The sequence below is a fragment of the Emticicia aquatilis genome (genome assembly GCF_014644295.1).
In the GTDB taxonomy this organism is placed as follows: Bacteria; Bacteroidota; Bacteroidia; order Cytophagales; family Spirosomataceae; genus Emticicia; species Emticicia aquatilis.
This window is the reverse complement of record NZ_BMKK01000002.1, coordinates 358,806-371,683: the sequence shown is the minus strand read 5'-3', so window position 1 is coordinate 371,683 and position 12,878 is coordinate 358,806. Positions and strand designations below refer to the sequence as shown.

General features: G+C 34.8%; 13 protein-coding genes and 1 tRNA gene. 3 read left to right on the top strand and 11 right to left on the bottom strand.

Annotated elements, in window-relative coordinates:
* Window positions 1–139: 139 nt before the first annotated feature.
* Window positions 140–2,227: a vWA domain-containing protein gene (locus IEX65_RS05815; RefSeq protein ID WP_188765081.1), complete on the bottom strand. Its 2,088-nt coding sequence runs from the start codon at window positions 2,225–2,227 to the stop codon at window positions 140–142.
* 194 nt (window positions 2,228–2,421) lie between these two features.
* Window positions 2,422–3,168, bottom strand: coding sequence for a 3-oxoacyl-[acyl-carrier-protein] reductase (gene fabG, locus IEX65_RS05810; RefSeq protein ID WP_188765080.1), 747 nt, complete (start codon window positions 3,166–3,168; stop codon window positions 2,422–2,424).
* Between the two features lie 108 nt (window positions 3,169–3,276).
* Between fabG and IEX65_RS05805 the strand changes: the two genes are divergently transcribed.
* On the top strand, window positions 3,277–4,044 hold the full coding sequence (locus IEX65_RS05805; protein WP_188765079.1) for a glycine-rich domain-containing protein: 768 nt from the start codon (window positions 3,277–3,279) through the stop codon (window positions 4,042–4,044).
* On the opposite strand, the gene IEX65_RS05800 is transcribed toward IEX65_RS05805, so the two are convergent.
* Both IEX65_RS05800 and rsmI read right to left on the bottom strand, forming a co-directional pair.
* Entirely contained in the window at window positions 4,041–4,964 is a 924-nt protein-coding gene (locus tag IEX65_RS05800) for a sterol desaturase family protein (protein WP_188765078.1), read from the bottom strand. The two genes, IEX65_RS05805 and IEX65_RS05800, sit on opposite strands and share 4 nt — an antisense overlap.
* A 33-nt stretch (window positions 4,965–4,997) precedes the next feature.
* Entirely contained in the window at window positions 4,998–5,663 is a 666-nt protein-coding gene (gene rsmI / locus IEX65_RS05795; RefSeq protein ID WP_188765077.1) for a 16S rRNA (cytidine(1402)-2'-O)-methyltransferase, read from the bottom strand.
* Between the two features lie 250 nt (window positions 5,664–5,913).
* On the opposite strand from rsmI, the gene IEX65_RS28110 reads away from it, so the two are divergent.
* Both IEX65_RS28110 and IEX65_RS05790 read left to right on the top strand, forming a co-directional pair.
* On the top strand, window positions 5,914–6,048 hold the full coding sequence (locus IEX65_RS28110; RefSeq protein WP_015031034.1) for a hypothetical protein: 135 nt from the start codon (window positions 5,914–5,916) through the stop codon (window positions 6,046–6,048).
* A 201-nt stretch (window positions 6,049–6,249) separates the two neighbouring features.
* Window positions 6,250–6,390 carry a hypothetical protein gene (locus tag IEX65_RS05790; RefSeq protein WP_015031035.1) on the top strand — a complete coding sequence of 47 codons (141 nt, stop codon included), beginning with the start codon at window positions 6,250–6,252 and terminating at the stop codon, window positions 6,388–6,390.
* A 95-nt stretch (window positions 6,391–6,485) separates the two neighbouring features.
* Here IEX65_RS05790 and IEX65_RS05785 read toward each other — a convergent pair whose 3' ends face one another.
* The 7 genes from IEX65_RS05785 to IEX65_RS05755 form a co-directional block, all read right to left on the bottom strand.
* Window positions 6,486–7,631 (bottom strand): trans-sulfuration enzyme family protein, encoded by a 1,146-nt coding sequence (locus tag IEX65_RS05785; protein WP_188765076.1) that lies wholly within the window; start codon window positions 7,629–7,631, stop codon window positions 6,486–6,488.
* Window positions 7,632–7,865: 234 nt separating this feature from the next.
* Window positions 7,866–9,164, bottom strand: coding sequence for an APC family permease (locus IEX65_RS05780; protein ID WP_188765075.1), 1,299 nt, complete (start codon window positions 9,162–9,164; stop codon window positions 7,866–7,868).
* A 300-nt stretch (window positions 9,165–9,464) separates the two neighbouring features.
* Window positions 9,465–9,698 (bottom strand): 4a-hydroxytetrahydrobiopterin dehydratase, encoded by a 234-nt coding sequence (locus IEX65_RS05775; RefSeq protein WP_188765074.1) that lies wholly within the window; start codon window positions 9,696–9,698, stop codon window positions 9,465–9,467.
* Window positions 9,699–9,775: 77 nt separating this feature from the next.
* Window positions 9,776–9,860: transfer RNA gene (locus tag IEX65_RS05770), tRNA-Ser, on the bottom strand.
* A gap of 153 nt (window positions 9,861–10,013) precedes the next feature.
* Window positions 10,014–10,781, bottom strand: coding sequence for a class I SAM-dependent methyltransferase (locus IEX65_RS05765; RefSeq protein ID WP_188765073.1), 768 nt, complete (start codon window positions 10,779–10,781; stop codon window positions 10,014–10,016).
* Window positions 10,782–10,817: 36 nt separating this feature from the next.
* Window positions 10,818–11,714, bottom strand: coding sequence for a glycosyltransferase family 2 protein (locus IEX65_RS05760; protein ID WP_188765072.1), 897 nt, complete (start codon window positions 11,712–11,714; stop codon window positions 10,818–10,820).
* A 29-nt stretch (window positions 11,715–11,743) separates the two neighbouring features.
* Window positions 11,744–12,868, bottom strand: a complete 1,125-nt coding sequence (locus IEX65_RS05755) for a DegT/DnrJ/EryC1/StrS family aminotransferase (RefSeq protein ID WP_188765071.1) — start codon at window positions 12,866–12,868, stop codon at window positions 11,744–11,746.
* Window positions 12,869–12,878 lie beyond the last annotated feature (10 nt).

The following is a 12,878-nucleotide window of genomic DNA, read 5'->3' as shown; positions in this document are numbered from 1 at the left end:
GTATTATGCAAAATTAGTTGAAAATAAAGCAGTATAGAAGATAAATAAAGAATTTGTAGAAATAGACATAAAAAATTCGCTATACAATTCTTATTGAATCATATAGCGAATTTGATTATAAATTAAAGTCATTGATAATTTAATAACTTCCGAGATATTTTCTTACGCCCCATTCTACGGTGGCGAGCAATAATAATACAAAGAAAACCCATTTCATATTGATAAACTCATTCATTTCCTCAACGCTTGTCACTTTATCAGGGGCTTTGTTGGATGATAAAAAGTCTTTCAATTTTTCAAGTTGATTTGCTACGAAAAACTTGCCATTGTTTTGGGTTGCGAGCGTACGCAACATATTAAAATCGGCAGTGGTATTAAGATTTTCCAGGTCAGTGTTTCTTACGATAAACTGCCCATCTACTATTTCGCCTTTGCCTAAAACTTGCGTAGAAGCCTTATAGCGATACACACCTTCAGGCAAGCCTGTTATCTCAAATCGGCTATTATCTTTCGTTGTGGTGTAGCTAAAGCTTCTTACTTTACCTTTTTCATCGGTGATGTCTAATTTAATATCTTGGTTGTAGATTCGCTCATAAATATCATTGTAAGCTTCATTTTCAAAGATTACTTTTTCATCAATAGAAAAATCTGGTGATATTGGATATACCCTCAATTTGCGTTTATCGTCTTTAACCGAAATCAATTGCAGAGTTTTCATTAAAACCTCATCGATAATTTCTTGTTTATCGGTCAACGAAAACTCTTCTAAACGCCACAACCAAAGCCCTTCGCCTGCTAAAACTGCCGATTTACGAGCTGAAGTTGTATTAGCAATCAACAATGGCTTAGGAGTTGTGAGCGAGCCCACTCTTTGATAAAGGATTATTTCGCTTCCTGCTGTTGGTTTATAATCGCCAAAAGGGGCTAAAATAGGCGGAAGTCGTTCTAAAAGACTTAGTTTATCACCATCAAGATTAAATAAATTGAAGTTATTATTAAACTTTGCAGTTACTTTATCGGCCTTTCCTGCTTGAGCAGCAATCGAAAGTGTTTGCTGCATTCCGTTAAAGCTGGTGATATTAGTTTGATTACCTAATACAAATAAAGTTGGTTTTCCTTGTGCCAGTAAACGACTGACTACATTTCCGCCCATTCCGTAAATATCAGGCAATTGATGTAAAATCAAAACATCGAACGGTTGTGAGCCAATCTGATTCAAATCATCACTTTGAACAATTTTGATGGTTAATTCATATAAATCATTCTTTTCAATGATACTTTTTAATGCCTTTACATCAGGGTGCGGTGCAAGTGCCACAAGCAACACTTTCTCTTTGCCATCTACAATATCAATATACGCATCTTTTGCGTTATTTTTAGTCGAAAACTCGGCATTTAGCGGTACAACTTCGACTGTAAAGCGTTGCATTCCTTTTTGTTGTGCGGTAACGTAGAACGTCACTTGTTTCAAATCATCTTGCTTCTCAAAGCTAACTACTTGTTTATCAACGACATTTCCTGCTTGTTTTAATAAAACCGTTGTTGATTTCCCTTGAAAACCATAACTCGACACCTCGGCTTGAATTGGGAATTTATTACTCAAATAGGCAATTCTGTTGGCATAAATAGCATTCAATTTTACATCACGTTTCTGAGTTGTGTCACCTAATCCGACTGCATGAATATTAAAGTTATATTTACCGTAAGTTGGAGAAATACCTTCATTAGCAATACCATCAGATACCAAAATCACATCGGTCAGGTTTCTTCCTTCATAACTCGACTTGATGTTTGCCAACATTTGCGATAAATCTGACCTCTTTTTTGTGAATTTAATATCGCTAATATTCTGATTATCAGTCTCTTCATCGAGGCTTTGAATCTCAACACTTGCTCCTTTTGCTTCGATAGACTCTTTTAATTGTTGTAGATTTTTCTTCAAAGCTTCTAATTTGGCCTGTCCGCCATGAGTCATTGAAGAAGAATTATCAACGGCCAGTACAACTGTTGGTTTTTCAATCGTAGATTTATTATTGCGTAAGAGTGGATTTATCAACAAAAAAGCCAATAAACTTACCAAAAGCCCACGAATAATGGCCAAAACTCGATTTTGTAGAGGACTGAAAGTTTTTTTGTTTTGATAAAGTATGAAAGCGTAAATCCCACCAGCCAACAAGCATAGTAAAATAAACCAAGGTGAAGATTGAAAAATAAATTCTGATTTCATTAATATATAAGGTCGATGGTCTATTAGGTGCTAATCTATTCCAAGTCGAAGAATATTTCAAAATTGCAATAAAGCACTCAATTATAACAAGAATAGCTGTTCAAATATTCTGCCAAGATACAAAAAAATGTCGTCAAGCAGAAGAAAACTTCTACCTGACGACACTTAATATGAGCTTTTTGTCGATTCTTTTCTTACATCAACATTCCACCATCTACTTGGAGGGTTTGACCTGTAATATATTTCGACATATCAGAAGCCAAGAAAACGCACGCATTGGCTACATCTTCTCCTTGTCCTGCACGTTTAAGTGGAATATTTTTCAACCAGTCTTCCAAAGCTTTCTCATTTAACTCGCCAGTCATTTCTGTTTCGATAAAACCTGGAGCGATAGCATTTGAGCGAATATTTCTTGAACCTAATTCTTTAGCTACTGACTTTGTGAAGCCAATGATACCTGCTTTTGAAGCTGAGTAGTTGGCTTGGCCAGCATTTCCCATTAAACCAACCACCGATGTCATATTGATGATTGAACCACTTTTGGCTCTCATCATTGGCTTTGTGGCTGCCTTTGTAAGATTAAATACTGATTTTAAATTCACCCTTAATACTTCGTCCCATTGCTCTTCAGACATTCGCATTAAGAGAGTATCACGAGTAATACCCGCATTATTTACCAATATATCGAGTGTTCCGAAGTCAGATACAACATCTGTTACCAACTGCTCAGCAGCAGCAAAATCAGAGGCATCCGAACGATAACCTTTAGCTTTGATTCCATAGGCGGCCAATTCAGCTTCGAGAGCTTGACCTTTTTCAATGCTTGATAAATATGTAAAAGCTACGTTTGCTCCTTGTTCGGCAAATTTCTTAGCAATTTCACGTCCGATACCACGTGATGCACCTGTAACTAAGGCAACTTTGTTCTGTAATAAAGTCATTATTAAGGGAATATTAAATTACATGATTACGCCTCAAAATTACGGCTTAATCGTTTGAGTTTACAGAAAAACTTTGTAAATTTTCATAGAAATCAAAAAACACAGCCTATGACAGACAAAGAAATGGAATTATTTGAGAAAATTCAAGCCTTTGAATTAGACGATGATTCCGCTAGTTTCAAATTCTCCGAACGACTCGCAAGAGAAAATGGGTGGAGCAAAATTTACACCCAAAGAGTAATTGACGAGTACAAAAGGTTTATTTTCCTCTGCTGCATTTCCGATTCAGGCGTGACTCCATCCGACCCCGTTGACCAAGTTTGGCATTTGCATCTCACCTTCACCAAGTCTTACTGGATAGATTTTTGTCAGAATACGCTCGGTCAGCAAATTCACCACAATCCAACCAAAGGAGGAGATAACGAAAGAGAAAAGTTTAAAAACTTTTATGAGACATCCGAGAGCCTCTACAAAGAAAAATTTGGTATTTTCCCACCCGACGATATTTGGCATCATTCACAAAAACGTTTTTCAGAAATTAAATTTCAACGTGTAAACCTTCATAGAAACTGGGTCATCCCGAAGCCAAACGTTGAAATACTCTCCAAAACCTTACTATTTTCTACTATCCCCTTTATTATCTTACAGGCCAATCCTACAAAAACTGCCCTAATAACTATACTTTTTTGGGGAGCTTTCGCATTCATCATGTATCTACTTGTCAAAGCATCTCAAAATCAATCAAATACAAGTAATGACTCAAGTAGTAGTGGTTGTTCTTCTTGTGGTGCCTCGTATGATTCAGACGGAGGTGATAGTGGTTGTGGTGGAGACAGTGGTTGCTCAGGTTGTGGCGGATGTGGTGGTGGCGATTAAGCCTCTACTCGTTCTCTAACCAATTCCTCTCGCAATTCTTTACTTGTTTTGGTACTACCATCAGGCGACCAGCCTGGTGGCATTAAAAGCAATTTGATTTTTATAATAAAACTTGAAGGCTTTTTGAGGTCATTCCACAAATCTATCCAAGCATGAAAAACAATATTGGCTGGCCCGCGATTTTCGAGTGGATATGTCAGACCATACTTGATTGGTAAATCATCAATTTCTTCTTGAAAAGTACCAAACATTCTATCCCAAATTGATAAACACATACCCATATTCTTGTCTAAATACTCGGTATTAGAGGCGTGATGAACTCGGTGCTGAGAAGGAGTCACAAATACGTATTCTAAGAGCTTATAGGGCATTTTACGAAATTTTGGAACATAACTTGTATGAACTAAAATTCCATAAATTTGAGTAATCGAATACATCACTGCCATATCTACAACCTTGAAACCAAGCAATGAAAGCGGAATAAAATAAATAAAACGATAAAGCGGCTGGAACACAGAAGACCTAAAACCTACGGTTAAATTGAATTGCTCTGACGAATGATGTGTAACGTGTGAAGCCCAGAAAAAACGGGTGTAATGGTCAACTACGTGAAGCAGGTAATACACAAAATCTTCGGCTACAAAAAGCAAGAACCAATATAAAATTGGGTTTTGAATCTCAGCAAAATGAAATTGATAGACCCATGCTAAAATCCCCCAAGTGACACCCCTTGAAATCAAATCCAGCCCACCATTCAAAATCATTAGATAAAGGTTCGTAATGGTATCTTTAAATGTATAATAATGGCGATGCTGATAATTGCTCAAAAGAATCTCGCCAACAATTAAAATTGTATAAAGTGGCGTAGTTGTAATGATTACTAACTGCTCTAAAGTAAGATTTTTGATAGTTTCAAACATACTAATTACTCAATTATAGGTTATAATAGGCTACTATTTTCCCGCTACAACTATGACAATTTCTCCTTTCACAGTACGATTGGCAAAGCTTGCAATGACTTCGGTCAATGTACCACGCACATTTTCTTCAAACATTTTTGTGATTTCTCTCGATACACAAGCTTGACGTTCTGGACCAAAATATTCAGTAAATTGTTCCAATGTTTTTACCAATCTAAAAGGAGATTCATAGAAAATCATAGTTCTTTCTTCTTCAGCCAACGCTTTCATACGAGTTTGACGTCCTTTTTTTACTGGTAAAAACCCTTCAAATGTAAATCTATCACAAGGTAAACCCGAATTTACTAAGGCAGGAACAAAAGCCGTCGGGCCCGGTAAGCACTCAACTTCAATCTCATTACGTAAACACTCACGAACTAATAAAAAACCAGGGTCAGAAATAGCTGGTGTACCTGCATCAGACACTAATACGATTTTATCACCTTTTTTTATTCTATCAATCACTTTATTGAGTGTTTGATGCTCATTAAAGGCATGATGACTCTGAAGTGGTTTCGAGATTTCGAGGTGTTTCAATAAGAATCCCGTATTACGAGTATCTTCTGCTAAAATCAAATCAGCTGATTTTAAAACATTGATTGCTCGTAAGGTTATATCCTCTAAATTGCCAATTGGCGTGGGTACTAATACAAGTTTCACAGATTTTTTTCGACAAAAGTACAAATTTTTATACCTACTAACACCAAAACAAGTTAAAATATCAAAAGTTAATCACTTAAAAACAAGACGTTTTTCTCCCGAATCACATACGATAGTACCGTTCAATAAAATTATGTATTCAAAAGTTATATAATTTTCAAAATTTTCTGAAAATACTTGACAAATAAATATTTAATACCTACTTTTGAATAAATTATTTCCCTTTAATCCTAATAAATCCCATAAAGCCATGTTATTAGCAGCATTAGCACTCGCAATCGGCGGAATCATGATGACTAAAGTTCGTGAAACTGAAGAACTTTACGCTCCAAAAGGCTACTTAGTAAATTTACAGTCACGCCCTCGTAATGTTTACTACTATTAGAATGTACTTTAAATAGTTTTTATAGAAAGATTCCATTAAAATCTTGTCTTTTAAAAAATATTTTAAATTATTTTTCTAATCATCAAGCGTATTTTTTCGGGTTTTACGATAAAAAAATCTAACAATCAACACTTGATTTTTAATTGGCATTGTTTTTAATAAAGTAAATAACAAATATTACACCATAAAACGTGCAAAACTATGTTATTACTCACAATTGCCTCACTTGCTATCGGTGGTCTTTTAATGACCCGCATGAACGAAGAAAAAGAGTTGTATGCTCCAAAAGGTTATTTGGTAAGCTTACAGTCACGTCCTCGTAATGTTTATTCATGGTATTAAGATTTATTTTTGCATCTTAATTACAACAGTACATATCAAAATATGTATCGGTGAATGTTTTTGCTTATTTTTAAATTAGATTTATGGCTATTTAGCTATAAGATAGCTAAGTTTTTGTCTAAATCTTCTAAAATCGTGCTGGCTTCTTCTAATCCGATGTAAAATCGGAGCATACTTACTTGTGGGTCATTCGCTTCTACAAATGCACATTTAGGCATTATTAGAGACTCGTGTCCTCCCCAAGAAACCGCAATGAGAAAATTTTGTAATGATTCACAAAATTTCTTGATTGTAGATATATTTCTATTCTTTAATGCAATAGTAAACATTCCCATTGGCATTTTCATTTGTCGTTTGGCAAGTTCTATTTGTGGGTTTTCCTCACTAAATGGATACCAAATACGCTCAATTTTATCAGAATTCCTCAAATAATCTAATACTTTTAGGGTTGTTTCAGACGATTGTTTTAGTCTAATCGGCAATGTGCGTAAACTACGTAACATTAACCAAGCATTTTGCGGAGCCAAAATATTACCAAAAGTCATAAATTCATTGTGGAATATTTGTGTAATTTTCTCCTTCGAGCCACAAATTGCACCAGCTACTACATCGCTATGCCCATTATAGTATTTTGTCGCCGAATAAATCACTAAATCAATACCAAAATCTATTGGTCGTTGGCATAATGCGGTGCAATAACTATTATCAATAACAGTTGTTATACCTCTACTTTTGGCGAATGCCGCAATTTGCCCCAAATCTTGTAATTCAAAAGTCCAAGAATTAGGCGACTCCAAATAAATTAGTTTTGTCTCTGGCTTGCAGGCTTTTATAAAATTCTCAACATCAGTGCCATCTACAAATGTAGCTTGTACATTAAATCTTGGTAAAATCTTTGTCATCAAATGATTGGCCCAAGTGTACGGATTCTTTACACTTACAATATGTTCGCCAGCATTTACCTGCGAAATTACAGCATTACTTATAGCTGCAGCCCCACTTCCTACCATCAAGCAATCTTCACTTCCTTCGAGGGCTGCCATTTTCTGACACAACATTTTCACGGTTGGGTTATTCCCGCGAGTATAAATATGTTCATCTTTTTCATTTTCAATGGCAAACTTAAACTCGTCAACGGTAGGATAAGCAAAATTGCTGGTTTGAATAATTGGCGGAGCAACAGCATGAAAATAATTTTCTCGGTCTTCGGCTAATTGATTTAGGATAAACGATTGGTTCATTTTATATAACAATTGGATTTAAAAGTCTAATTATAAGGCATTTATGAGTATGTAAATTATATATGGCAACACAAATTTAATTGAATACTCAGTCAAAAATATTTGTCAATTATATCTATCTCATTAGTAAAGTAGTCAATGGTCGACAGTCCACAGTAGTACAAAGCATTCGCTATTTATGTTTTACACAAAACAATAATGTCATCTATTTTTAATCCTCTACTTAGGATATTTTTATTTAATATTTCTCTTCTTGAAATACAGAAAAACAACCGAACCAATAGCTAAGAAAATAATACCTGCAATGGCTTGTTGTGGCTTCTCGATTAGAGTGTTTAGCACGATAAAACTACACATAGCAATAAATATAATGGCAGTTAGTTTACCGAGCAACGTTTTATTTTTGATAAGGGTAAAATAAGTTGCGGCAGTAAGTAAGAAAAAAGCAGTATCCACAAAAACTACATAGGTAATTAAGTTGGAGAAGGTTTTCCAGAAAATAAGTAATAAAATTGTCCAGACTGATTGAAAAATAATAGCCCAAAATGGTGTATGATATTTTGGATGTATCTCAGCAAATTTCTTAAAAAACAATCCGTCGTCAGCCATGGCAAAATAAATACGAGGAGCTGTGAGTATGTATATGCCGATAGTTCCTAACACCGATAAAATAATGAGAAATGAAATAAACTTACCGCCTAAAATCCAAACTGTGCTAATTGCATCAGATGCAACACTTCCTGAATCTGCTATTTGGGTGATAGGTATAAGTTTGAGATAAGCAAAATTTATAAAAAGATAAGCTGCACAAACTGCAATAATTCCCAAAATCATAGCTTTTGGTACAATTTTACTGGCATCTTTCACTTCTGCAGCGATAAAAGTTGCATGTTGGTAGCCTCCATAAGAGAAGCTAACCCCAATCAAAGCAAGACCAAATGCTGAAATTAATGATAGATTATTCGTATTTTGTTGAAAATGAGTACTTATAAAATTAACATCAATATTGGTACCGAATAAAATTCCAATAAAAACCACTGAAATAATACCAAGCAATTTGGCTGAAGTAAAAATACTTGCAAAAAGGCTTCCAAATTTTACTCCCAAAATATTCATCAATGTCAGCAATGTAATTGATACAACTGCAATGACCAATTCCATACTTTCGGAAATCGGAATGAAAACTTTTAGGTATGATGTAAATACTAAACTTAACGCAGCCAATGAACCCGTGTTAATGACAATCAACATCGACCAACCGTATAGAAAAGCAGGTAGCTCACCGTATGCTTCTTTCAGATAAACATAAAAGCCACCAACTCTTGAAAAATTTTCAGCAATTTTGGCAAAAGTCAATGCTCCACAGATAGCGATGATTCCACCAAAAATCCAAACTAAAAGCATTAGGCCTTCGCTTGGAAGGTATCGTGCAATTTCTGATGGTGTGCGAAAAATTCCAGAACCAATACTGGAACCAATAGCTATCATTGTCAGACTGAATAGGCTAATTTGCTTTTTTAGCGAAGTTGACATTTTTATAGTTTTATTAGGGTGAAAAGTATATCAGAATGATAGGTTTTAGGATTTTTTTATACGAAAACCAGCATTTTAAAACTAATGAGAATTAAATATATCGCACAAAGTATAAGACAACCAAAAAATATTCAATTCTCAGCCGTTTTGAATCTTAATTTTCACTCAATTTTGGCGATTTTCGTATAAAAAAATCCTAAAATTAAGTTTTTTAGCAACTGTGAAAATCTACTAAAAAACCATAAACACTTGATTATCAACAAGTTACAAACATAGGTGGAGAACTTTTTTTGCTACCACTTAATCAAATAATTTATCAATGGAGGCAGCTAAATCTCGGTCTTTTTGAGTAATTGTATTCCCTGCATCGTGTGTTGTCAATTCGATTTTGACAGTATTCCACACATTCGACCAGTTCGGGTGATGCTCATGTTGTTCGGCCAACATGGCTACTCTTGTCATGAATGAAAATGCTTCGGAGAAGTTTTTAAAGATGAAAGTACGGGTAAGGCGATTATCTTGTTCCTGCCACATAAAGTTTGATATGAAGTAAATTTATACGGAAGTAAAGATACAAAAAAAAGCCGAATCTTGCGATTCGGCCTTTGAAGCAGAGAGAGAGGGATTCGAACCCCCGGACCCTTGCGAGTCAACGGTTTTCAAGACCGCCGCATTCGACCACTCTGCCATCTCTCTATGTCGTTGGTCATTGCCTTATTGTGATACAAAAGTACGGCGTTTTTTTCTAAATGTCAATAGCGAAACAAAAAAAATACAATATTTTTCAACTTTTTTTCCTACTAAAAGTATATCTAATTGACTATCAATATTTTATAAATTAACTTTTTTTTAAAGTTTTTTTCTAAGCACTAAAAACAACGAACTACCGAAAAAACCTTTCTTAAACAGCTTTTCTTCAAGCTTTACAACTTGATAAAAAAAGTTATTTACAAAATCAGAAGGTACAGTTACATCTGATTTAATATTTTTTAGGTCGATTAAATTTAGTTTTAATTGGATTTGCTGAGTGAGCCTTACTACCAAAATAAGTGGAGATAACAGCAAACTCCAATAAGTATGGTGAACAATTTTTAGTGGCAGATTTTCTAAAGTATTCTCAAAATCAGATAGTGTAAAACGCTGCTTTCCTCCTACTGCAATATCATGTGTCCCGTAGAAAATATTGAACGCATTATTATTAGTAATGATGATTCCGTCTGATTTTAAAATTGTTTGAAAAGTATGAAAAATTTTCGCAATAATTGAGTTATCAAATTGATATACGACATCATCATTTACAATTACATCAAAACTTTCTTGCCCGAATACATTTCCAAAATTGGTTATATCAGTTTGTTGAACATCGAGATTTCGTTCTTTACAAAAACTTACAGCGTCGAGTGAATAATCGAAACCTTGAATATTTTCGTAGCCATGCTTTATCAAAAAACTCATCAGTCCGCCCGTCCCACAACCAGCATCGAGAATTTTGATTTGCTTATTTTCTTGAAATCTACTCTGAATTTCCCTTAAAACTTTTTCATGCAGAATCCTGTACCACCAAAGTTTTTCTTCGGCATCATACATCATCCTGTACTCGTCATAATTAATAAGCATTTTTATCTAATGGTTTGGATAGGATTTCAACTGGAATTACTTTTCAATGTATTGCGGGGTTTGATTTTGTGATAAAAATGCCTTCGACACATATTCACCAATAATACCAAGTGAGGTTAACTGTACTCCGCCGAAGAAAATAAAAATTGCAATTCCCCAATCTGGTATTACTCTACATATATAGAGAAGTATAAGCAGGATTGAAAGTACTAACGAAAAAATACCCAAGGAAAGAATTATACGAACTGGCAGAATTGAATACCCAAAAAGGATAGTCATAAAAAGTGTGATTAATTTTTTGATAGTATAGTTCGACTCACCTTCCATTCGAGCATTGTGCTGAACTTGAATTTTGCCTACATTATTTGTTACTCGAAATATGAGTGCATCAATATATGGATATGGCCCTCGATATTTGATAATTTCTTGGACAACTTCAAAATTGATAAGCTTAAAACTTGACAGATATAAATCGGCTGGTTTTTGTAAAAGTGAAGTAGTCAATCGATTGACTAACCAACTCCCAAAGTTTCTAAAAAAGTGATGTTTCTTTTCAGCATAAAAACTATATACGACATCAAAATTTTCAGTCTCCGCTTTCTCAACTAATTTTATAATTTCGGACGGAGGATTTTGAAAATCATCATCAATGATAACTGCGTATTTACCTTCAACATGATTCAAACCACACATTACAGCATTGAACTCACCAAAGTTTTTTCGGAGAGAGTAAAATTTGAGATTTGAATTTTCAGCAGCTAAAGTTTTACAAACTTTTTCGGAATCATCAGGGCTACCGTCATTTACCAAAATTATTTCAAAATCGTATTGCTTCAGTTCGGCTTGCAAAGTCTCTACAAGATGAGCGATTGTCTTTGCTCCTTTATACACAGGTATTACGACAGAAAGTAATTTTGATTTATTTGGTATCATTAATATATAATTGATAACTAACTATAATTTTAGTACTTATTTATTTTTTCAATAATGTAGGTAATCTCCTTTTCGGTTAGAGTTACGTTGAGCGGAATACTCACTACCTCTTCATGGATTTTTTCTGCAATGGCAAAAGTACGATTGTTCCACTCTCTGTAGGCCAGTTGTTTATGGGGTGCAATCGGATAATGTATGTCCGAACCAATTCCATTTTCGGTAAGATATTTTCTAAACTTTTCTCGATTCTCAACTCTTATTACAAATAAATGCCAAGCATCTTGGTTTACTGTATTGGCAGGTGGTAAAATAATATTCGGATTATTTATTTCGGATAAATATCTATTTGCAATTTTTTGGCGAATAAAATTATCAGAATCAAGGTTCAAAAATTTAACATTAAGAATTGCGGCTTGCAATTCATCTAAGCGACTATTGAGCCCTTGATAATCAAAAACATATTTTTTCCCAGAACCATAATTCCGTTTTGCTCTTAGTCGTTCGGCCAAAGCATCGTCATTTGTGGTAATTGCACCAGCATCACCCATTGCACCTAAATTCTTTGTTGGATAAAAACTAAATCCAGCACCATCGGCCAGATTACCTGCTTTCTTTCCTTGATACGTTGCCCCATGAGATTGAGCAGCATCTTCAAAAACTTTCAAATCATATCTATGAGCAACTCTCATCACGGCCTCCATGTCACAGCATTTCCCGTAAAGATGAACAACCAAAATAGCTTTTGTATTTCGAGTAATTTTTTCTTCAATTTTTGCGGGGTCAATCAAGTAAGTATCAATATCTGGCTCAACCAAAATTGGTTTGAAACCTGCCAACGTGATTGCCAAGATTGAAGCAATGTAGGTATTTGAAGGGACTATCACTTCGGAATCAGGTGGAAATTGCGAAGCCTTCAACAAAAGTACTAAGGCATCGAGTCCGTTGGCAACTCCAATACAGTGCTTCACTCCACAATATTCTGCGAAAGTTTTTTCAAATTTCTTCACCTCTTCTCCCAATACAAACCAGCCAGAAGCAACCGCATTTTTTAATGCAGCGTTTATGTCTTTTTCGTAAGGTCGGTTTATCAACTTTAGGTCAAGAAACGGAATATTTTTTATTCCTTTAGTTGATGGTTTATCAGTTGGTTTCAATGTGGCAAAA